This window comes from Antarcticibacterium arcticum, assembly GCF_007993795.1.
In the GTDB taxonomy this organism is placed as follows: Bacteria; Bacteroidota; Bacteroidia; order Flavobacteriales; family Flavobacteriaceae; genus Gillisia; species Gillisia arctica.
This window is the reverse complement of sequence record NZ_CP042476.1, coordinates 331,852-354,283: the sequence shown is the minus strand read 5'-3', so window position 1 is coordinate 354,283 and position 22,432 is coordinate 331,852. Positions and strand designations below refer to the sequence as shown.

Here is a 22,432-nt window from a genome sequence, read left to right as displayed (position 1 = left end):
AAATTGATATTCATGAGGAAAATAGGATTACTTTTTTTATTAGGTTGCTTCTCCTATTTTGGTTTTGCTCAGGAAATCCCTGTGTTACAGGAGGTCCCCGAGGGCTTGCTAACCAAGCGAATTGAAATAAGGCCTTCCCTGAGCAATCTGGCTTCTGAAATACCGAACACAGGAAGATTTAAAATAAGAAGTGTAAATTTTGATACCCAAAATGTTCCGCGAGAAATAAATATCGCCGCTGTAATGGAAAGGGAAGAACAATTGAAAGCCCGGCGAATTGAACTTGCCCCACCGGTAAATGTTCCCCGACCCAATACAACCTCTGTATCAGATAATGAAACATTCAGTATAGCTCCGCGATTCTACAATCAATCCTTTAGTCCGGAAGCTTATGGAAGGGGCACACGCAATTCTGTTTACAGAAATGCAGCCGATGGTACCGGGGCCAGTTATCTACAAACTTATTCCCCCTTTTTAAGAGGATACGGAAACGGATACTATCGCGGTTATTACTATTGATCTTTTTTTAAATAGATCCCGTCTTCTTTAATTTCAATAAGACGCTGCTTAAATAAAGTTCCCACGGCTTTTTTAAAGCTCTTTTTGCTCATTTGAAGTGTTTTTTGAACCTCATCTGGCGAAGATTTATCTGTAAGGGGTAAAAACCCATCCTTTAAACCAAGTTCGTTTAAAATATCCTGGGCGTTGGGTTCAATACTTCTATATCCCGGCCGCTGTAGGGTAATATCTATTTTCCCGTCTGGCCTTGTTTTCTTTACCCAGCCTTTAAGTTTATCTCCAGGTTGCAAATCCTGAAAAATATCATCTTTAAATATCAACCCCTGATGAATTTCATTGACTATCACATTCATCCCAAGATCTGTAGGATTGGCGACTATAAGGTCAACTTCCTCAAATGGCTCTACGGTCAATTCACGGTTATCAAGAAAGGCATTTGTTTTACTGGAAGCCACCAGCCTTCCGCTTTCCTCATCAAGGTAACAAAACACAAGGTACCAGCTGTCTTTTCGCATTTTTGAAGCCATTTCCCGGTAAGGAACAAAAAGATGTTTTTCTAGGCCCCAATCCAGAAATGCACCAATATCAGATAACTCCACGCATTTTAAATATGCAAATTCGTCCAATTTCACATAAGGGGTCAGGGTGGTGGCCACCGGTCGTTCCTGATGGTCAAGATATACAAAGACCCTGATCTCATCTCCTATATCAAATGAAGACGGTTTATATTTATTTGGCAGTAAAACCTCGTCCCCTGATTCGTTTTTCAAAAACAACCCAGGCTCAGTGTCCCTGTCAATTTTCATCAAATGGTATTCCCCAATGGTTAACATAACAGTAATTTTAAAAATGTAAAGATACTTTATATTTTATACTGCTCATTAAAAACTAAAAGGTCCGTTTTTCACCATTTGAAAAACGGACCTTTAAATAAGATAGCAGTTTTTAATTAAAAACGTTTTCCTTTTTAAAATGTTTGGTTAGCAAATAATACACAACCGCCCTATATTTATTTCTATTGGATTTACCATATTTTTCAATAACCGAATTAATGCCGGCATCCAGTTTATCATCGTCTTTCAAGCCGAGTTTTTTAATTAAAAAGTTTTTTCTCACCGTAGCCAATTCAGATTCTGAAGATCCTGAAACGGTTTCCGCATCATTATTAAAGATTCTTGGACCACAGGCTACAGTTACTTTTTTTAACAACTCAAGATCCAGCGAACCTCCAATTTTGTCTTTGAAATCTTGAGCGTATTTTTCTACTTTCTCATCGGTTTTACTCATAATTCAGGGTTTTTATTTGTTATTAATTATTATAAATATACAATAAAATTATAACGTTTTCCCATGCAATTTAAGACAAATTTAAGATTTCATAAAGCTAAAATATTCCAGCAGCACCTCATCATTGATCTTTCTGGGAGTAAAAACTTCAAGGATCCTTGGTTTTTCAGATGGAGTAAAAAAGCTTTCCAAATCTTGATTTATGTCTTCCGGGCTTTTTGCCGAAGCGTACTCAAATCCATACATTTCTGCCAGAGCCCTGGCGTTCATACTATGCACTGTCTCGAAAAAAGTATCGAAATTTTGTGTATTCTTATGGCCGGGGAGAATTCTGAAAATTCCTCCGCCTTCGTTATTCAAAATTATAATTCTGAAGTGCTTCGGAATATAATTATTCCAGAGTCCGTTACTGTCATAAAAGAAACTGAGATCACCACATATAAGCAAGGTTGGATCAACGTTAACTACAGCCGCTCCTACTGCGGTAGAAACGCTTCCATCTATCCCGCTGGTGCCGCGGTTGCAGAATAACTTTTGAGACAAGTCCCAATTAAACAATTGGGCGTACCGCACGGTGGCACTGTTACCCAATTGTATGTTCCAGTCCTTTGGCACCCGTCCTACTATATGCTGCATGGCCTTTAGATCTGAATACGGGATCTCTTTCATATAAATATCATGTTGTGCTTGTCTTTTTTCTTTTATCTCTTTCCAGTAAGCGGCATAATCACCTTTACCTGTTTCAACCAAACTAAAGAATTTTTCAAGAAAGGAATTGGCCCTGGATTCAAAATGTTTATTTAGGCAGAAAAATGTGTTATAAGCCTTTTTGGGGTCTACATGCCAGTGTTGTTTTGGCTGATAATTCCTTAAAAAAGATTTCACCTTTTTGGAAATGATCATTCCTCCAAAAGTAAGCAGTATATCAGGCTGCAATGCTTTAAATTGTTCCTGCGCGTCTTCACATCTTTCAATAGGCCCAATCAAGGTGTCAATTCTGGTGAAAAACCCGGGATGGTTTAGATTTGAAGTGGTTTCAGTAAGCACCAGAACAGATTCATCCATCGCCAAAGAATCCAGAAATTGCTGTTCAATTGTATTTGGTCCTGCCACGCCTACAATTACCATTTTGCGTTTCGCATTATTCCAAAGTTGGGCATAGGGCATAAGCTCCTGGTAGGAGTAAATACGGTCATGAACCTCAGGGAAGATTTGTAAGGGATTAACCTCTATTTCTTCAATGCTATCATACAAAGGCTCATAAAACGGCACATTGATGTGCACAGGTCCCTTATCTTCTATCGCTTTATTCAGTGCCAGATTAATCTCGCGTTCATTATGCTTTTGAGATTCAAATTGTTTTTGCTGAAGTTTTTTATCTGCTAATCTGCTTTCCAGCACAATTTCAGAATGCAGGTTTGCCGAATAAAGAATATGATTCTCAAAAACATTTTTCTGCCTGATGGTTTGCCCGTCCCCAATATCAATTCTTTCAATTGGACGGTCGGCAGAAATAACTACCAGCGGAATATCGCTGTAAAATGCTTCTGCCACGGCCGGATAATAATTTAATAAAGCCGAGCCTGAAGTACAAACTACCGCAACTGGTTCCTGAAGCTGCTGTGCAATTCCCAAAGCAAAAAATGCAGCACAGCGCTCATCAACAATGCTATATGGGATAATTTCAGGATGATGGGTAAAACCTATAGTTAAGGGAGCATTGCGGGAACCCGGCGAGATCACCACATGTTTTATATTCTTGGCCACACATAAGGCTACAATAGATTGGGCAACGGGAATTTTAGAATATTTCATACATCCACAAAATTACAATTTTTTCAAGTGAAAAAATTTTGAATCACCCCCAAAAAAAACTTTATGAAATAAACCCAGGTGAAAAATATTTGTGCGTTTTAACATTTATTTAGGATAATCAAAAACATTTTGTTAATTTCAATTTATCTAACCAATACAATTAACATAATATGGAAGTTACCTCTCCTGCAAATGCCGGGAATTATTACGCTACCCAGGATACAACACCTATGCGCACCAGTGAATGGTTCTGGACATTATTTTTAACCGCCATTCCTCTGGTAGGGATCATCCTTCTCTTAATTTGGGGATTTGGAAGCAGCAGCAACCTTAATAAATCCAATTGGGCTAAAGCAACTTTACTTTGGATATTGGTGATTACATCATTTTACGTAGTGCTTTTAATAATCTTCGGACTTTCGTTCTTAAGTATGGGCGGGAACGATTATTAATGATCTTAAAAGACCGGCTGAAGATTTTCAGGCCGGTTTTTTAATTCCCCGCTTTTTATAAAAGCACAGCTTTCATTGTCCTAGCCTTATTTTGTGTTTCTTCCCATTCTCTTTCGGGATCTGAATCTTTTGTAATTCCCCCACCTACAAACAAGCTCGCATGATTGTTCTCCAATTTCATGCACCTTAGGTTCACAAAAAGAAAAGTGTGAGTAAGCATACTGCTGTACGCCAAATTCTCAGTATTACGCCTGTTATTACTGCGAAGGATACTTTTCTTCATATTCAATTCTCCCAAAAATCCTGTGTAATATTCCCGGTCATAAATTTCATTTTTCAGGATAAACTGTCGGGCCTTATCTGTAGGATGTCCGCATATGGCGGGGGTTGGATGAATAGAATAAATTAAATCTTTTAGATTTTCGGTGGAGACGCGATGCTTCGCGTCTATATGGGAATGTTTAATAGATGGAGATAACTCCCCCGTAATATCTGTGCGAAGATGTAATAAATTTCCCGCCCTGGAGGTATAAGGCCCCTGTGTTTCAAGATTGATACAGGTTTTTTGTAGTTCTTGCAGGATAATATCGGTTACAATTTGCTGTTCTTCCTTTTCTTTCCCCCCCATTCCACTTCAATTTCTCCGCTGTAGTTCTTGGTTCCAGCCAAGGCCATGGTCTTAAATCGATTTCTTTCAACCTGTAATAAGGTTTCAGGAGTGGCACCCAGCCATAATCCAATTTCGGGGTGGTACCAGATGTATACAAAGGCATCGGGATATCTCTTCAATAAGCGCTTAAAAATTTCAATTGGATCCCGATCTTCCACCTGTAGGATTTCCTTTCGGGAAAGCACTACTTTTTCAAGTTCGCCGGCTTTTATAGCATCAATACCCAATTGCACCAAACCTTGATGAGCTTCATTTTCTTCGGCAATTTCAGTCGTAGTATCAGGCTTGAATTGCGCGCCTGAGGTATGCTCGTCCCCATTGAAAATCGAATAGATCTCCTCAGAATTATTCACAGGAATGAGAATTACTTCCCTGGTACTATCGAAGGGGGCAAATACAAATCCGCTTTCTGAAAAATCAGAAACCTTATTGATCGCCGCATCTTTTTGCAAAAGAGCCTTTAATTTTTTTTCACTTTGGCCCAGGTCCCGGTAGGCCGCAAATGGCAATTCCTTTATCCATTGCGAGTGGAGTAATTTAAAAAATTGGGAGGTGTGCTGCATTAATTCTTTTTTGGAAGTGCTATGGTGGTAAGTTTAACTACAGAGATCAAATTATCATCTACATCGGTGATTCTTATATTCCATAATTGCGTTGTGCGGCCTTTATGAATAAAAGTTGCCTTTGCGTACACATCTCCTTCAGAAATGCTTTTAATGTGATTGGCAGAGATCTCAATTCCTCTTATGTAATATTCAGCGGCATCAATGAAAATGTGTGAAGCCACGCTGCCTACACTTTCCGCCAGAGCAACACTGGCACCTCCATGAAGTACTCCATCAGGCTGGTGAACGGTTGCGGTAACAGGCATTTTAGCGGTGACAAAATCTTCACCTATATCAATAAATTCAATATTTAAAGTTTGCATCAGGGTATTTCGTGACATTTCATTGCATTTAGCAAGAATTTCTTGTTTCTCCATTCCACTTAAGATTGTTTACTTTGTAAAAATACAAAACCAAACAGGATGAATCCGGCAGAAAAACAGGTTTCTTATCAAATCACCTATACTTACAGTACACTTAATAGTTTCACTTCAAATACTAAAAATGTATGGGTTGTATTTCACGGCATTGGATATTTAAGCCGCTATTTCCTAAAATATTTTAAACAACTTAACCCTGAAGAAAATTACATTATAGCTCCCCAGGCTCCATCCAAATATTATTTAAATAATGAATACCGACACGTGGGGGCCTCCTGGTTAACCAAAGAAAATACAGAGGCCGAAACGGAAAATATTTTAACTTATTTAGATGCGGTTTATAAAACCGAAAATCTCCAAAATGCACCAAATCTTATACTTTTTGGATATTCCCAGGGAGTTTCTATTGCCTCCCGTTGGGTAGCGCGTAATAAAACCGGGTGCAACCAGCTCATCCTGCATTCTGGTGGATTACCGAAAGAATTACAACCGGAGGATTTTGAATTTCTTGATGATACCAGGGTGACTCTAATATACGGCGATGCCGATGAATATCTGAATAAAGAAAAATTGGAAAAAGAAACTCAACGGGCCAGGGAATTATTTGGGGACAAGCTGGAGATTATTTCTTTTGAAGGAGGGCACGAGGTAAATACAGATTTGATAGGGAAATTTAATTAAATTAGTTTTCCATCTGTATCTTATGAATGAAGAAAATTACCCCGCAAAAAATAAAATTTCTCTGCTAAAAAGTATTGGTCCGGGTTTTTTACTCGCGGGTGCTGCTGTGGGAGTTTCCCACCTGGTCCAGGCTACCCGGGCAGGCGCCGATTATGGTTTAATATTATTTTGGGTGCTGTTACTCGCCTGTATTTCAAAATATCCTTTTTTGGAATTTGGCCCCCGATTTACCGCCGGCACCGGAAAACACCTTATTTCGGGTTACAGGACCCTGGGTAAATTTCCCTACTGGACATACGTGATCTTAACCATAGGAAGTATGTTTATTATTCAGGCTGCTGTTACAATCGTTACCGCCGGACTCGCAGAAAGGCTTTTCAATTTTGGACTCAGCCCGTTCTTCTGGAGTGTGATCATTTTGATCTCTTGTATTGCTATACTTCTTATTGGAAAATATCCCGGCCTTGATAGAAGTATGAAGATCATAATTTCCTTTTTGACCCTGGCCACACTTGGGGCGGTATTAATGGCTATTGGAGCAGGTGCTGCTGAACAGGCAATTCATACAGAAGCACCTTCTTTATGGACAACAGCCAGTATTGGATTTATCATAGCATTTATGGGATGGATGCCCATTCCTCTTGATGCTGCTGTATGGCACTCCCTCTGGACCAAAGAAAGAGCTTTACAAACCAAACAAAAACTTTCTATTAAAGGTGCATTCACAGATTTTAATGTGGGATATCTTTCAGCAGCCTTTATTGGTCTCCTGTTCTTTTTCCTGGGGGTCCTGGTGATGTTTGGCAGCGGTACTTCCTTTTCTTCCAACAGTGTTGAATTCTCCTCACAACTCATCAATCTCTATGGCAAAACTCTGGGCGACTGGAGTAAGCCCTTAATAGCGGTAGCCGCTTTTATTACAATGTTTAGTACCGTATTAACGGTTACCGATGCTTATCCCAGGGTAATTTCCGAATTAAAAAATTATAAACGGGATAATGCGCAGGAGAAAGAACATAAATGGAAAATTTACAGGATTGCGATTTTTATTATTCCCGTGCTTTCACTTTCTATTCTTTTTTTCCTTTCCGGGTCTTTTACAATTTTGGTAGATTTCGCTGCAGGTCTTTCATTTCTTTCTGCTCCTTTCCTGGCGTGGTTTAATTACAAATTGGTTACAGGTAAACAAATGCCGGAAAAACACAGGCCGGGGAAAAATTACAGGCTGTTTAGTTTAATTTGTTTTGCCTTCCTGGTACTGTTTAATCTGGTGTATCTTTACTACAACTTCTTTTTATAAAACGTAATAATTGTTCCAATAAAAAAGCGCAACCATTTAAAAAATGATTGCGCTTAGTGGTAATTCTGTTTAAAGAGATCCTTCGCCTGCGGCTCAGGATAAACGATTCACAAGATTTTTGTATAAAAAAAACGCAACCATTAAATAATGGTTGCGCTTAGTTGTAATTCTGTTTTAAGAGATCCTTCGCCTGCGGCTCAGGATAAGCGATTCACAAGATTTTGCGGTGCAAAATCTGTTCTCTGCTTACTTTACTTCTTCAAAATCTACGTCTTCCACGTCGTCTCCTTGTTTGGAGTCTCCGCTTCCGCCTGGCTGCCCGTCAGCTCCCGGTGCACCTTGTGGTCCTCCCGGTTGCCCCTGGCCATCTGCCTGTGCCTTGTACATTTCTTCTGAAGCTACTTTCCAGGCCTCGTTGATCTTATCAAGTGCAGGCTGAATTGTTTCAACTTCTTTAGACTCATAAGCTTTCTTCAAATCTTCCAAAGCTTCTTCGATAGGCTTTTTCTTTTCATCTGAAAGTTTATCTCCAAATTCCTTCAACTGATTTTCAGTTTGAAAGATCATAGCATCAGCTTCATTTAGCTTTTCTACTTTCTCCTTGGTTTTCTTATCGCTTTCAGCATTAGCTTCAGCATCAGCTTTCATTTTCTTGATCTCTTCTTCTGTTAATCCTGAAGATGCTTCAATTCTAATGTCCTGAGTTTTATTGGTCGCTTTATCTGTAGCGCTTACTTTGATAATACCGTTGGCATCAATATCAAAGGTCACTTCAATTTGTGGTGTACCTCTTTGTGCAGGTGGAATTCCGTCAAGGTGGAATCTACCAATTGTCTTATTATCAGTAGCCATAGGGCGCTCTCCCTGTAACACGTGGATTTCTACAGAAGGCTGATTATCGGCCGCTGTTGAGAAAACCTGTGATTTCTTGGTTGGAATTGTAGTGTTTGACTCAATAAGCTTGGTCATTACCCCACCCATAGTTTCAATACCTAAAGAAAGTGGTGTAACATCAAGAAGCAATACATCTTTTACTTCCCCGGTTAATACCCCACCCTGGATAGATGCACCAATTGCAACAACCTCATCTGGGTTTACTCCTTTAGATGGTTTTTTACCGAAGAATTTCTCCACCTCTTCCTGGATCTTAGGAATACGGGTTGAACCTCCTACAAGGATCACCTCATCTATATCGCTTTTTGAAAGGCCTGCATCATCCAAAGCTTTCTTTACAGGCGCCATAGAACGTTTCACCAACTCATCGGCTAATTGTTCAAATTTCGCTCTTGTCAAAGTTTGCACAAGGTGTTTTGGTCCTGTTGCTGTAGCGGTTACATATGGTAAATTGATTTCAGTCTGGCTGGAAGATGATAATTCAATCTTCGCTTTCTCTGCAGCTTCTTTTAGACGTTGCAAAGCCATTGGATCTTTTCTAAGGTCGATATCTTCAGCTTTTTTGAAATCATCGGCTAACCAGTCGATAATAACTTCATCAAAGTCATCCCCACCTAAATGCGTATCTCCATTGGTAGATAACACTTCAAAAACCCCGTCACCCAATTCAAGGATAGAGATATCAAAAGTACCACCACCAAGGTCATAAACCGCGATCTTCTGGTCGGTTGATTTTTTATCAAGACCGTAAGCAAGGGCCGCAGCAGTTGGCTCGTTTATAATTCTTCTCACCTTAAGGCCAGCGATCTCACCGGCTTCTTTGGTAGCCTGACGTTGGGAATCGTTGAAATATGCAGGAACAGTAATTACAGCTTCTGTAACCTCATGTCCTAAATAATCTTCAGCAGTTTTCTTCATTTTCTGAAGGATCATAGCCGATAATTCCTGTGGCGTGTACATTCTTCCGTCAATATCCACACGGGCAGTATCGTTATCACCTTTCTGTACTTTATAAGGAACTCTTCCTGCCTCTTTTGAAGATTCAGAATATTTGTTTCCCATAAATCTTTTAATAGAAGATATGGTCTTGGTTGGGTTAGTTACCGCCTGACGTTTTGCAGGGTCTCCTACTTTGATCTCTCCACCTTCTACAAATGCAATTACAGAGGGAGTGGTTCTTTTTCCTTCGGCATTTGGGATTACCGTTGGTTCATTACCTTCCATTACTGCAACGCAAGAGTTGGTAGTTCCTAAGTCAATTCCAATTATTTTACTCATTTTATACGTGATTTTATATTATTGTTCAAGTTCAACATCCACTAATAGTCAATCTTTATGCCAGCAGATTTCTTATGACAGGATGGCAGAAAGGAGTTAAGTGTTATGAGTTTTGAGTTTTGAGTTTTGAGTTTTAGAAATGAAGTTGCCTAAATTAGATTAAACGGTTTAAGGTTAATTTTTTACTCTTTACCTTTTTTACTCTTTCACTTTCATGTTACTCTTTAACTCCATTTTTTTTACTTTTTTACTTTTTTACTCTTTTCCTTCTTAACTCTCTAACTCTTCTACTTTATTCATATTTTTGCGGCTCAATTAAAGGAAAATGCGCAAAATAGAATGTATTAGTGTTTTTGATATGCTAAAAATAGGCGTTGGACCTTCGAGTTCCCATACTTTGGGGCCATGGCGTGCCGCACAGCGCTGGATCGCAGAGCTTAGACAAAAGAATGTTTTTGATGAGGTTGAAAGAATAGCTGTAGATCTTTATGGATCGCTGTCCCTTACCGGAAAAGGACACGCTACAGATATCGCGGTGATGTTAGGCCTTTGCGGATTTGATCCAGTGAAAATGGATATTGACAGTATAGACCCCGAGATTAATAATATAAATGTTTTTATGCGCTTAAACCTGGATGGGGAAAGAACGGTTGTTTTTGATCCGGCTACAGATATTAGGTTTAACCGAAAATTTCTTGATTTCCATCCAAACGGTATGATCTTTCGGGCCACTTTAAAGGAAGGAAAAACCATATCCTCCTCTTTCTATTCTATTGGCGGTGGTTTTGTAGTAAAAGAGGAACGAAAAAATGCTAAGCGAAAAATGGAAAGTTTTGAGGGCTTTCCTTTCCCTATAGAAAAAGCGACTGAACTTTTACAATTTTGTAAAGAACAAAATAAGTCTATTTCTCAAATTGTTCTTGAAAATGAAAGGTCCCTTCGCAGCGATGAAGATATTGACCAGGGTTAAGAGATATCTGGAATGTGATGTTAGAGTCCATGTACATTGGCTGCCATACCGAGGGCACACTCCCTGGCGGACTTAACGTACATCGTAGATCCTTTGAAATCCATAAGCGCCTTATTGGGGATGCACAATATTTTTCTCCCGAAGAATGGCTGGAAACCATTAGGAAGACCGAAGTGAAATTCCGCCAGATCTTAAAATGGGTAAGCGTATTCGCCATAAGCGTAAACGAGGTTAACGCATCTCTTGGCCGCGTGGTTACTGCGCCCACCAACGGTAGTGCCGGTACGGTGCCCGCTGTTCTTATGTACTACCTTGTGATTGAGAATCACAACGCAACCTTCGAAGATATTAAAAGATTTATGCTGGTAGCCGGGGAAATTGGCAGCCTCTTCAAAAAAGGCGCAACTATTTCAGCAGCAATGGGTGGATGTCAGGCCGAAATTGGGGTTTCATCTTCTATGGCCGCCGGAGCCTTAACTGAAGCTATGGGCGGCACACCGGAACAGGTGCTAATGGCAAGCGAGATCGCCATGGAACATCACCTGGGCCTTACCTGTGATCCCATTGGCGGGCTCGTACAAATTCCCTGCATAGAAAGGAATGCAATGGGTGCCATTAAAGCTATAAACGCCGCTGAAATAGCGATGGAAAGTGATGCCACCAAGGCGAAAGTTCCACTGGACAAGGTTATTGAAACTATGTGGGATACGGCCAAAGACATGAATTCAAAATATAAGGAAACTTCTGAAGGAGGTTTGGCAGTGAGAGTGAATTTAAGTGACTGCTAGAAACCTGCAATTATATTAATGGAAAGAACCTCAACAGCCAAGATCAAAAACCTTATTGGGAATTTTGGATCTATGCTGGGATTTTATTTCCTCTTCTTTATTTCGCTGGGAATGCTGAAAATGATCTTTCCCCAATTTGAAATTGACCAATATCAGCAAAGTGACATTAACAGGCTGCTGGAAGAAGATCCCTGGAGACTTGTCCTCCTGGCGGTGGTTTTTGCTCCCATAATTGAAGAAGGAATGTTCCGCACCCTAATAAAACCATCCCAGAATGAACTGATATTTTTTTTGTGTTCGTGGCTGTTGGTTATAGGTATCGCTATAATTCCTGAAAATATAAACTGGCTTATAAAATTTGGCTTTCTTTTTCTGTCATTTATACTTTCATTTATTTTTTTAAAGGAATTTATTCCCGAAAATTGGCAGAGGAGATTGTGCACTTTTCTCAATAAACATTACAGGATCCTTTGGTTATTAACGGCAGTAATTTTTGGTATGGTGCATATCTACAATTACGTTGAAGGTTTTGATCTTAATTTTGTGCTGTTCCTTTTAATTGTGCCCCGTATTATTGCAGGGTATTTCTTCGGAAAGATAAAAATTGAGAATCATGGCCTTTTCTGGCCTATTGCTATGCACGCAATGAATAACGGAATTGTGTTTTTAATCCTGCTGCCGAAGATTCTTTTGAATTGAGCTACAAATTATAGATTCTTCCGAAGCAAATATTTCAGGCTGTTTATTCCTTACATCCTTCCTTAATGCGGGTGTCTATAATATGCACTATCTTCCATTCTTCTGCTTCCTTAACCATTGTAAAGGAATTGACTCCACAATGACTTAAATTCCCGTTTAAATAAAATGAAAACGGAGTAACAATGGTAGCCAGTGATCCATTCATTGTTACATCAAAAGAATGCAGTTTTTCCTCAAATTTGGTGGAGGCAGGAATAGAAACTATAGATTTGAGAAAATTCCCGTAGTCTACTGTTACTACCTTTGTCTCCCCCGCAGGATTTGTGGAAACAGACTGCATGATGACATTTGGATGAGCTAATTCACGAAGCGCCAGGGAATCCTGTTGATGGAATGCCTCAAAAAAATCTGTAACCACCTTTTTTACTTTGTCATCTTCTGGTTGGTTTTGTGCAAAGCCTGAAGTGCTAAGCAGGAGAAGGATGAATATTTGCAGATGTTTCATTATTTCAGGGTTTGAATGTAGCCTCCTAATTTACTACTTTTACTTCACTTAAAACCAAAACCGAATGTCAGTCGCAAAAAAACAATACAAACGTGTTACCACCAAATCTCTGGTAGAGATGAAGGCCAACGGAGAGAAAATAGCCATGTTAACCGCCTACGATTTTAGTATGGCACAAATAGTTGACGGGGCAGGAATTGATGTGATCCTTGTGGGTGACTCGGCCAGTAATGTTATGGCAGGACATGAGACTACGCTACCTATTACCCTGGATCAAATGATCTACCATGCTGCCAGCGTAATACGGGGGATTGAAAGATCTCTTGTGGTAGTTGATCTCCCCTTTGGAAGTTACCAGAGCGATCCTAAAGAAGCTTTGCGGTCTGCCATCAGGATAATGAAAGAGAGCGGTGGGCATGCAGTTAAACTGGAAGGCGGCAAGGAGATAAAAGATTCAGTAAAAAGAATACTGAATGCGGGAATTCCCGTTATGGGCCATTTAGGACTTACCCCCCAATCTATTTATAAATTTGGCACCTATACGGTGCGGGCAAAAGAAGAGCAGGAAGCCGAAAAATTAAAGAGCGATGCATTGCTGCTTGAAAAAATGGGATGTTTTGCACTGGTCCTTGAAAAAGTCCCGGCCAAACTGGCCAAAGAAGTGGCAGAAAGTCTTTCCATTCCAGTTATTGGAATTGGTGCCGGAAACGGGGTTGATGGGCAGGTACTGGTGATTCACGATATGCTGGGAATGAACCACGAGTTTAATCCGCGTTTCTTAAGAAGATATGCCGATCTTCACGCTGTGATGACAAAGGCCTTTGAAGATTACCGTGATGATGTGAAGAGCAGCAGTTTCCCTTCAGATGAGGAGCAGTATTGATTGTTATGAGTTAGGGGTTAGGAGTTAAAATACATGTTTTGGGAGACTGCGAAAAATTCCCTTGAAATTATAGAAATTTGAATTCAGATAAAATCATATCCACCTCCCGGAACCTGCAGGTCTTGTATGAGGATAATCACGTGATCATTGTGAATAAAAGGCCGGGGGATATTGTTCAGGGAGATAAGACCGGAGATGTTCCCTTGAGCGAGGTGGTGAAGGAATATATCAAAGAAAAATATAACAAACCCGGGAATGTCTACCTGGGAGTGGTGCATAGACTGGACCGTCCCACCAGCGGGATCGTTTTGTTTGCCAAAACCTCAAAAGCCCTACCCAGGCTTAATAAACTTTTCAAGGAGAAGGACGCAAATAAAACCTATTGGGCCATAGTTAAAAATGCGCCTCCAAAACAACAGGATTCCCTGGTACATTACCTGAAAAGAAACACCAAGCAAAATAAATCTGTTGCCCATACCAGGGAGGTGCCTGAAAGTAAAAGAGCTATCCTTCATTATATAATTTTGAAAAAACTGGACAACTATTACCTGCTGGAAATAGATCTTGAAACAGGAAGACATCACCAGATAAGGAGCCAGCTTTCAGCAATTGGCTGCCCAATTAAAGGCGACCTTAAATATGGTTTTGACCGCAGTAATAAGGACGCCAGCATACATTTACATGCCCGCAAACTCTCCTTTGTACATCCCGTGAGCAAAGAAGAAATAGAGGTTCTTGCACCACCACCCGTTGATCCTGTTTGGGATGCCTGTAAATAAGCCTTCATTAAATTATTTATTAAGTAAATTTTAGTACCCCTTCCCTGCGTATTCTTTTAAATTTGCAGGTAATGAAGCCTACTGGTCCCAATATATATACTGAAGGAAAAATATTTACTTCGCTTGTAAGCTTAGCCCTTCCCATAATTTTTGCAAATATTCTTCAAACCACTTACCAACTAATAGATACATTTTGGTTGGGTAGACTTGGAGCCGATGCAGTGGCAGCCGTAAGTTTAAGTTTCCCTGTTCTCTTCCTTGTTCTCTCAATAGGTTCAGGGTTAACCCTGGCCGGTACAGTGATGGTAGCACAATACAAAGGCGCAGATAACCAGAAAATGGTGAATTACAGCTCTTCCCAAAGTGTGTTTTTAATTTTGCTTATTTCTATTGTACTTGCAGTTATAAGTTATTTTTCTGCAGGGCCCTTAATGACCATTATTGGGGCCGGGCCAGAGATTTATGATGATTCTGTAGCATATTTTAAAGTTTCCTCCTTTGGATTCGTTTTCCTGTTTCTCTTCTTTATTTTTCAATCCCTTATGCGGGGCATTGGCAATGTAATGCTACCGGTGTATATAATCCTGTTCACTGTTTTTTTAAACCTGGTATTAGACCCGCTTTTTATTTACGGTTATGGTCCTATTCCAGGTTACGGGGTGGCGGGAGCGGCGGTGGCCAGCATCATCACACAGGGACTTTCCGCGGCAATTGGACTTTACATTTTGTTCCGGGGAAAAAATGGGATTAAAATAAAATTATCCTCCATGTACTTTGATATGATCAACCTGAAACGAACTTTCAATCTTGGGTTTCCCGCGAGTGTAGAACAGTCTACCAGGGCACTTGGTATGACAATGATGGTGATCCTTGTAACAAGTTTTGGAAGTGAAATTGTTGCAGCTTACGGGATTGGAGCGAGGATTCTAAGTTTTATAGTGATCCCCGCACTGGGACTGGGAATTGCCACTACCTCACTAATAGGACAAAACATTGGAGCAAGGAAAATTAAACGTGCAGAACAGGTTGCAAACCTTAGCAATAAGATTGCGTTCTTCGGCCTCACGGGATTGGGGATCATCCTCTTCATATTTGCTGAAACACTTACAGCATTTTTTATCCCCAACGATCCTGAAGTAATTAGGGATGGCGCCCTTTTCATTAAAATTATGGCACCAAGCTTCGGACTTTTAGGAGTACAACAGGTAATGAACGGAACATTTAATGGGGCAGGATTCACAAAAGCGTCCATGCTAATCTCTATTCTTAGCCTTTGGGTGGTAAGATTTCCCCTGGCGTATGTTCTATCCTATAATACCCCCCTTAGTTATGAAGGGATCTGGTGGGCATTTCCTATATCAAATCTCATCGCCGCAATAGTTGCCTTCATCTATTTTAAAATGGGGTACTGGAAGATGCGGGTGTTTAAATACCGGAATTGAAAAATGAAGGGGGATTACCTTGTTACCAGCCTTGCCTTTTCAGCAACTATTTCTGCCACGGGCCTGTTCTCGATATTGCTCTCCAGCCAGGAAATTATATCCAGGTAAAGAAAAGCTCTTTTCTCATAAGGATGATCTTCATACTGCTTTAATTTACTGTGCAATTTTTTAAACTCCTCTTTGATTTCCAGGGGTGAAACCTCTGGTAAATTCCGGAGAAATTTTATCATTTCCTTTTGTACTTCATGAAGATCATTCATTTTAATCAGGAATTTATATGTAGAGCGTATAAGACTATCCAAATGGTAATCTTTTCCCACCTCATAATGGGCCACGAGATTTAGGATCCTGGCAAAGCACATGAGATCTTCCCGCATTTCTAAAGATTTATCATTAATTATCTTTTTGAGGAAAGCAATGCATTTTAAATAATTCTCATCTCCAAAATACAGGGAAGCTATTTTGTAATAAAAGACCATTATGTGATGATGATCTATCCTGCCATCAAATTTTTTAATTTTTTTCTGGATCTTTTCTACCAATGGTTCTCCATTTGAAAAATCTCCTTTCATAAACCGAAGGTTCAGTTTATTAGAATAAACATAGAGGAAAGCCAGGGCCGCGATATTGTCATCATCCGGGATCTTGGGATCTTTTAATTTATTTTCAAAATTTTGCAGAGTAGTTTCAAAAAGACGGGTATGATTTAGGTAAAACAGAGCCTCCAGTAAGTAATGATTTCCCCGAAGATAGGACACCGGGTGCACAGATACCATGTGCGGGTATTCATCAAACAATGCGATCCACTTTGAGGAATACCTAAAACAGGACAGGAAATCCTGGATTAAAAAGCTATACCATAACGAGGCCTTGTACAGCCACAATTTCTCCCTGAAGCCCAGCTTTGAAAAATCATATTCCGGGAGGCTATCCCTGAAATATTCCTTTATTGACCTTGCTTCCTCCTCTGTTCTGGCATACCCCATCTTAAGAAAAATGCTGTAAAGCTGCAGGGAAAGATTTGATAATTTCCCCGCGATCAGGTTAAGGTCGCTAAGTTCTTCGGTTTGCTTAATGAGACTCTCTGCCCGGTTGTGGATACTACGGGTAATGTATTGGGATTCTATGATCTTCTCCCATTCGAGGATCTCATAGGCAATATTCTTCTCCTCGTAATGTAAAGCGGTAGCTTTTACCTTGTCCAGTATTTTAAGGCTTTGCTTATACAATCCTTTCCTGTAAAGTATCGAGGCAAAATCAAGTTGTTCCCTAATGTTAATAGGTATGCTTTGATGTACGGGGTTGAGTTTAAGGCTAATGAGCAACTGTTTGTAAAGGTGGCCTTTTACATTGGATAACTGTTGCTTGCTTATGTTGGTCTTCTCCAGGATCAACTTCTCATTATAAACCTTTTGGGCAGAGATCACCTTGAATAAATTAAGGAATTTACTCTCTGCATTCACCCCTATCCTTCCCACATATAAAGAAAATTGTCTCTTTTCAGATGGGGTAAGGGATTTTATGAGGCTAAATAGGTTTTCAGTTAAATCATTGGTCATCGTAACAGAAGCAGGGTTAACTTATTGATTGTCAACGTTTTTAAAGTGTCATTCCATTAACCCATTATCGTAACCATCATATCTTATAGAGGTAGCATTGCAGGCCGGAATGTTACTTTAGTTAAAGATAAAGTAAATAAAACGTGATATGAGTAATGGAAAGATAGAAATTTTTGACACGACCTTACGGGATGGCGAGCAGGTTCCCGGCTGCAAATTAAACACCACTCAAAAACTAAAGATTGCTGATAAATTGGATTCCCTGGGAGTTGACGTTATAGAAGCCGGTTTTCCTGTTTCCAGTCCCGGCGATTTCAAATCCGTAAAAGAAATATCCAGACTGGTAAAGAATGCATCGGTTTGCGCACTCACCCGTGCGGTTAAAAAAGATATCGAAGTAGCTGCTGAAGCGCTCAAACATGCGAGAAGACCCAGAATACATACAGGCATTGGCACTTCAGATTCTCATATAAAATATAAGTTCAACTCGACCCGGGAGGAGATCATTGTTCGCGCCAGGGAGGCTGTTTCCTATGCGAAGAATTTCGTGGATGACGTGGAATTTTATGCTGAAGATGCCGGCAGGACAGATAATGAATACCTGGCCAGGGTTTGTACAGCAGCAGTGGAAGCCGGCGCGACCGTATTGAATATCCCCGACACCACCGGCTACTGCCTTCCCGAAGAATATGGAAAAAAGATCAAATATCTTAAGGACCATGTAAAGGATATTGAAAAGGTAACTATTTCCTGCCATTGCCATAATGACCTGGGACTGGCTACAGCCAATGCTATTGCGGGAATTATGAACGGCGCCAGGCAAATAGAATGTACCATTAATGGCATTGGTGAACGCGCGGGAAATACGGCACTGGAAGAAGTTGTCATGATCCTTAGGCAACATCCTACCCTGAACCTGCACACCAATATACAGCCAAAGCTTTTATATGCTTTAAGCAACCTGGTCTCCAGGGAAATGGGAATGTTCGTACAACCAAATAAAGCCATTGTAGGAGCCAACGCTTTTGCACACAGCTCGGGCATTCACCAGGACGGGGTCATCAAAAACAGGGAAACCTATGAGATCATTGACCCGGCCGATGTGGGGGTAACAGAATCTGCCATTGTTTTAACCGCCAGAAGCGGCAGGGCGGCCCTGGCCTACAAAGCCAAAAAAATGGGCTATGAGTTGACGAAACTTCAGCTGGACATAGTCTATGCAGAATTCCTTAGTTATGCCGATCACAGGAAAGAGGTAGCCGATACAGACCTTCATGAGATCATGTCCATTTCATTTAAGAACCGAGCTATAGCCTGATGAAAAAGACTTTATTTGATAAAATATGGGATTCGCACGTCGTGGAGTCTATTCCCAACGGCCCGGATGTTCTATATATAGATAAGCATTTGATCCACGAAGTAACCAGCCCTCAGGCCTTTAATGAACTTCGGGAGCGTGACATTCCGGTTTTCCGGCCGGAAAAGACAGTTGCGACGGCAGATCATAATACGCCTACCCTGAACCAGCATTTACCTATCAAAGACCTGCTTTCCAGAAAACAGCTTAAGGAACTCACACAAAACTGCGAAGAAAACAATATAAACCTTTACGGCCTTGGCCATCCATTTAATGGGATCGTTCACGTGATGGCCCCTGAGCTGGGGATCACACAGCCGGGGATGACAATCGTTTGCGGCGACAGCCACACTTCCACCCACGGTGCTTTCGGCACGATCGCCTTTGGAATTGGGACCAGCCAGGTAGCGCAGGTTTTCGCCAGCCAGTGTGTTCTGGTTGAAAAACCCAAAAAATTACGTGTGAACGTAAACGGAAAATTAAAGCCGGGAGTGCTTCCAAAAGATGTGATCCTTTATATCATTAGTCAACTGGGAACAAATTCGGGCACCGGATACTTTTGTGAATATGCAGGTAACGTATTTGAAGAAATGTCCATGGAGGGCAGGATGACCGTATGCAATATGAGCATTGAAATGGGAGCCCGCGGGGGGTTGATCGCGCCAGATGAGACTACTTTTGAATATATGAAAGGACGGGAATTTGCACCCCAAGGCGAACAATTTGAGATGCTGAAGGAGAAATGGAAAGCTCTTAAAACCGATGCTGAAGCTGAATTTGACAAAGAATTCTCTCTTGATGCGGAAGATATTGAACCAATGATCACCTATGGTACCAATCCCGGAATGGGAATAAAACTTACCGGTAATATTCCTTTCAATGGTGGTAAAAGTGCTGCAAAGGCACTGGAGTATATGGGCTTCATTCCCGGCGAGTCCTTACTTGAAAAGCAGGTGAATTGGATCTTTATTGGGTCCTGTACCAATTCGAGAATTGAGGATTTCAGGACAGCAGCAGCATATATAAAAGGAAAGCAGAAAGCGGCAAATGTGAATGCGCTCATCGTCCCCGGATCAAGAAAAGTAGCCGAGCAGATAAAGGCGGAAGGACTACAGCAAATATTTGAAGATGCCGGTTTTACCTTGCGGCAACCGGGATGCTCTGCCTGCCTGGCAATGAATGATGACAAGATCCCGGCAGGAGAATATTGTGTATCAACCAGCAACAGGAATTTTGAAGGCCGGCAGGGACAGGGAGCGAGGACGATCCTTGCAAGCCCTTTAACTGCTGCAGCCACAGCCATTGCTGGTAAAATAACCGATTTCACCAAAAACCTTAATTAAATGGAAAAATTCATAAAACTTCAGGATACCGCTGTGCCTCTGGAAATCGAGAATATCGATACAGACCAGATCATTCCTGCGCGTTTCCTCAAGGCCACAGATAAAGCCGGTTTTGGTGAGAATCTATTCCGGGACTGGAGGTTCGATAAAGAAGGTAACCTCAACCCCGGTTTCAGCCTGAATGATCCTAAGTTTAAAGGTTCGATCCTTGTCGCGGGAGATAATTTTGGGTGTGGTTCCAGCAGGGAACATGCCGCCTGGGCCTTGAAAGCCTACGGATTCAAAGTGGTCGTGTCCAGCTATTTTGCCGATATCTTTAAAGCCAATGCCCTTAATAACGGGATACTCCCCGTACAGGTTTCCCCCGGATTTCTTGGAAAACTGTTTAATCACATTTTGGAAGAAGCCTCTACAGAAATTCTAATCGACCTCGAGAATCAAAATATTAGCCTTACAGCTACGCAGGAAGCTGAAAGATTTGAAATAGACCCGTACAAGAAGATCTGTATGATCAATGGTCTTGACGATATTGATTTCCTGCTAAGCAAACTGGATGCAATAAAAGAATATGAACAAAAACAATTAGCCTTATGAAGTTGAAAATAGCAGTGTTACCGGGAGATGGAATAGGCCCTGAGATAACAAAACAAGCAGTAAAAGTTTTAAAAGCGGTTGCCGAAAGGTTTGACCACGATTTCCAATTTGAAGAAGCCGTAGTGGGAGCTGCAGCCATAGATGCCACGGGAGATCCCCTGCCGGCAGATACGCTGGAACTTTGCGCGGGAGCAGATGCCGTGCTCTTTGGTGCGATAGGACATCCAAAATATGATAATGACCCGGATGCCAAAGTAAGACCGGAGCAGGGATTACTGAACTTAAGAAAAGGCCTGGGACTTTTTGCCAATATAAGGCCCGTAAAAGCCTACCCCAAACTCATTGACCATTCACCCCTAAGGCCTGAACGTATCACCGGGGCAGACATGGTGATCTACAGGGAACTCACCGGCGGAATTTATTTTGGGAAAAAGAGCACCAGTGAAGACGGGAGAAGCGCTACAGATGTTTGTACTTACAGTGTAGATGAGATTGAAAGATTAAGCCACCTCGCCTTTAAAGCTGCCCAAAAAAGAAGGAAGAAAGTAACCCTGGTAGATAAGGCGAATGTACTTGAGACTTCCAGGTTATGGAGAAAAACAGTGGCCAATCTCTCGGCAGAGTATCCCGATGTAGCCCTTGATTTTCTTTTTGTGGACAATGCGGCAATGCAAATGATCCTGGATCCCACCCAGTTTGATGTGATCCTTACTGAAAATATGTTCGGGGATATCCTCTCAGACGAGGCAAGTGTGATTGGCGGGAGCATAGGTTTACTGGCATCGGCTTCGGTAGGTGAGAAAAGCGCCATGTTTGAACCCATTCACGGTTCTTATCCGCAGGCAACAGGAAAAGGTATTGCCAATCCTGTGGCTTCCATTCTTTCTGCAGCCATGCTTCTGGACCATTTTGGTTTGACCCGTGAAGCTGCGGTAGTAAGGGATGCTGTTGAAGAAAGTTTGCATCTGGATGTTTGCACTCAGGATCTTAATAAAAATAACTATTACTCCACTGAAAAAGTAGGCGATTTCCTTGAAGGTTATATTATTGAAGCCGGCAATATGAGGCTTAACAATGAAAACCTGAGTCTTGGCCAAATGACGATCATTTAGTTTGTTTTCAGTCTTTTTTCAACCTCTCTGAGTTCTTCGGGGAGGTTTTTTTGTTAGAACCGGGAGACAAGAAACAAGAAGCAAGATTGAAGAGACAAAAGCCAAGACAAAAAGGAATCTGGAGTCTGGAGTCTAGAGACTAGATTTTATTTGAGAAAGAATGTGCTCGAAGCTGGAGATTCCAAGTGGGGTTTGTGAGACAGCCAACACCCTAAGCCCCTTAGATCCTGAAGCAAGTTCAGGATGACGGTAAGAAGGTATATTGAACTCCCAAGAGGTTTAAAAAAAATTACAACTACCCATCTAAATATGTTTTTGTCCCGTTAGGGACCTCATATGGGTAGAATTGAAATAAAAATAATATCCCCCGTGCCCTTAGGTACGGCATATAAAGTCTCCGGTTTGTATTCTGTACCTACGGCACAGATAACCTTCTGGTTAATTATTTTCTACCTATAGATAGTCCCTACGGGACAATGGAAATGATTTCGAAATGCTAAACTCTACGTTAAGTTTTTTA

The 22,432-nt window shown here is 41.0% G+C and carries 21 protein-coding genes and 1 pseudogene; 13 read left to right on the top strand and 9 right to left on the bottom strand.

The genetic code is table 11. From position 1 onward, the window contains the following. Positions 1 to 12 precede the first annotated feature (12 nt). Complete coding sequence (locus FK178_RS01560) at positions 13 to 519, top strand: hypothetical protein (RefSeq protein WP_146830333.1); 507 nt, start codon at positions 13 to 15, stop codon at positions 517 to 519. Here the strand turns inward: FK178_RS01560 and FK178_RS01555 are convergent. From FK178_RS01555 to menD, 3 genes are all read right to left on the bottom strand, one after another. Next, positions 513 to 1,352, bottom strand: a complete 840-nt coding sequence (locus FK178_RS01555; protein WP_146830331.1) for a CvfB family protein — start codon at positions 1,350 to 1,352, stop codon at positions 513 to 515. The two genes, FK178_RS01560 and FK178_RS01555, sit on opposite strands and share 7 nt — an antisense overlap. Before the next feature lie 112 nt (positions 1,353 to 1,464). After that, entirely contained in the window at positions 1,465 to 1,806 is a 342-nt protein-coding gene (locus FK178_RS01550; RefSeq protein WP_146830329.1) for a DUF2853 family protein, read from the bottom strand. Between the two features lie 81 nt (positions 1,807 to 1,887). Then, positions 1,888 to 3,621, bottom strand: a complete 1,734-nt coding sequence (menD, locus tag FK178_RS01545) for a 2-succinyl-5-enolpyruvyl-6-hydroxy-3-cyclohexene-1-carboxylic-acid synthase (RefSeq protein ID WP_146830327.1) — start codon at positions 3,619 to 3,621, stop codon at positions 1,888 to 1,890. A 170-nt stretch (positions 3,622 to 3,791) separates the two neighbouring features. On the opposite strand from menD, the gene FK178_RS01540 reads away from it, so the two are divergent. Next, positions 3,792 to 4,073: a hypothetical protein gene (locus tag FK178_RS01540; RefSeq protein ID WP_205677199.1), complete on the top strand. Its 282-nt coding sequence runs from the start codon at positions 3,792 to 3,794 to the stop codon at positions 4,071 to 4,073. Positions 4,074 to 4,128: 55 nt separating this feature from the next. On the opposite strand, the gene FK178_RS15725 is transcribed toward FK178_RS01540, so the two are convergent. The 3 genes from FK178_RS15725 to FK178_RS01530 are packed head-to-tail and all read right to left on the bottom strand — an operon-like array spanning position 4,129 to position 5,725. Continuing rightward, the gene (locus FK178_RS15725; RefSeq protein ID WP_262711702.1) at positions 4,129 to 4,701 is read right to left on the bottom strand and encodes a chorismate-binding protein; all 573 of its coding nucleotides are present in this window, start codon (positions 4,699 to 4,701) and stop codon (positions 4,129 to 4,131) included. Next, complete coding sequence (locus FK178_RS15720) at positions 4,665 to 5,306, bottom strand: chorismate-binding protein (RefSeq protein ID WP_262711701.1); 642 nt, start codon at positions 5,304 to 5,306, stop codon at positions 4,665 to 4,667. Before FK178_RS15720 ends, FK178_RS15725 begins: the two co-directional genes overlap by 37 nt. Beyond that, positions 5,306 to 5,725, bottom strand: a complete 420-nt coding sequence (locus tag FK178_RS01530) for a PaaI family thioesterase (RefSeq protein WP_146830325.1) — start codon at positions 5,723 to 5,725, stop codon at positions 5,306 to 5,308. Before FK178_RS01530 ends, FK178_RS15720 begins: the two co-directional genes overlap by 1 nt. A gap of 45 nt (positions 5,726 to 5,770) precedes the next feature. On the opposite strand from FK178_RS01530, the gene FK178_RS01525 reads away from it, so the two are divergent. Continuing rightward, entirely contained in the window at positions 5,771 to 6,409 is a 639-nt protein-coding gene (locus tag FK178_RS01525; protein WP_146830323.1) for an alpha/beta hydrolase, read from the top strand. 22 nt (positions 6,410 to 6,431) lie between these two features. Then, entirely contained in the window at positions 6,432 to 7,709 is a 1,278-nt protein-coding gene (locus FK178_RS01520) for an NRAMP family divalent metal transporter (RefSeq protein WP_146830321.1), read from the top strand. Positions 7,710 to 7,955: 246 nt separating this feature from the next. Here FK178_RS01520 and dnaK read toward each other — a convergent pair whose 3' ends face one another. Then, positions 7,956 to 9,881, bottom strand: a complete 1,926-nt coding sequence (dnaK, locus tag FK178_RS01515) for a molecular chaperone DnaK (RefSeq protein ID WP_146830319.1) — start codon at positions 9,879 to 9,881, stop codon at positions 7,956 to 7,958. A 325-nt stretch (positions 9,882 to 10,206) separates the two neighbouring features. Here dnaK and FK178_RS01510 point away from each other — a divergent pair. After that, positions 10,207 to 11,639: pseudogene (locus tag FK178_RS01510) on the top strand (L-serine ammonia-lyase). Between the two features lie 18 nt (positions 11,640 to 11,657). Next, on the top strand, positions 11,658 to 12,338 hold the full coding sequence (locus FK178_RS01505; protein ID WP_240793875.1) for a CPBP family glutamic-type intramembrane protease: 681 nt from the start codon (positions 11,658 to 11,660) through the stop codon (positions 12,336 to 12,338). A gap of 43 nt (positions 12,339 to 12,381) precedes the next feature. Here FK178_RS01505 and FK178_RS01500 read toward each other — a convergent pair whose 3' ends face one another. Beyond that, positions 12,382 to 12,843 (bottom strand): nuclear transport factor 2 family protein, encoded by a 462-nt coding sequence (locus FK178_RS01500; protein WP_146830317.1) that lies wholly within the window; start codon positions 12,841 to 12,843, stop codon positions 12,382 to 12,384. A 64-nt stretch (positions 12,844 to 12,907) separates the two neighbouring features. Here FK178_RS01500 and panB point away from each other — a divergent pair, with 64 nt between their 5' ends. From panB to FK178_RS01485, 3 genes are all read left to right on the top strand, one after another. Continuing rightward, positions 12,908 to 13,726, top strand: coding sequence for a 3-methyl-2-oxobutanoate hydroxymethyltransferase (gene panB, locus FK178_RS01495; RefSeq protein WP_146830315.1), 819 nt, complete (start codon positions 12,908 to 12,910; stop codon positions 13,724 to 13,726). Positions 13,727 to 13,803: 77 nt separating this feature from the next. Beyond that, positions 13,804 to 14,505, top strand: coding sequence for an RluA family pseudouridine synthase (locus tag FK178_RS01490; RefSeq protein WP_146830313.1), 702 nt, complete (start codon positions 13,804 to 13,806; stop codon positions 14,503 to 14,505). A gap of 71 nt (positions 14,506 to 14,576) precedes the next feature. Next, on the top strand, positions 14,577 to 15,947 hold the full coding sequence (locus tag FK178_RS01485; protein WP_146830311.1) for an MATE family efflux transporter: 1,371 nt from the start codon (positions 14,577 to 14,579) through the stop codon (positions 15,945 to 15,947). A gap of 14 nt (positions 15,948 to 15,961) precedes the next feature. Here the strand turns inward: FK178_RS01485 and FK178_RS01480 are convergent, their stop codons facing one another. Then, positions 15,962 to 17,506, bottom strand: a complete 1,545-nt coding sequence (locus FK178_RS01480) for a hypothetical protein (RefSeq protein WP_146830309.1) — start codon at positions 17,504 to 17,506, stop codon at positions 15,962 to 15,964. 148 nt (positions 17,507 to 17,654) lie between these two features. Here FK178_RS01480 and FK178_RS01475 point away from each other — a divergent pair, with 148 nt between their 5' ends. From FK178_RS01475 to leuB, 4 genes are read left to right on the top strand one after another with little or no spacing between them, the layout of a single operon-like run. Beyond that, complete coding sequence (locus FK178_RS01475) at positions 17,655 to 18,824, top strand: 2-isopropylmalate synthase (RefSeq protein ID WP_146830307.1); 1,170 nt, start codon at positions 17,655 to 17,657, stop codon at positions 18,822 to 18,824. Then, complete coding sequence (gene leuC / locus FK178_RS01470) at positions 18,824 to 20,206, top strand: 3-isopropylmalate dehydratase large subunit (protein WP_146830305.1); 1,383 nt, start codon at positions 18,824 to 18,826, stop codon at positions 20,204 to 20,206. The genes FK178_RS01475 and leuC overlap by 1 nt, the downstream gene beginning before the upstream one ends. After that, positions 20,207 to 20,800, top strand: coding sequence for a 3-isopropylmalate dehydratase small subunit (gene leuD / locus FK178_RS01465; RefSeq protein WP_146830303.1), 594 nt, complete (start codon positions 20,207 to 20,209; stop codon positions 20,798 to 20,800). Continuing rightward, positions 20,797 to 21,912, top strand: coding sequence for a 3-isopropylmalate dehydrogenase (leuB, locus tag FK178_RS01460; RefSeq protein WP_146830301.1), 1,116 nt, complete (start codon positions 20,797 to 20,799; stop codon positions 21,910 to 21,912). The genes leuD and leuB overlap by 4 nt, the downstream gene beginning before the upstream one ends. Positions 21,913 to 22,432: the final 520 nt, after the last annotated feature.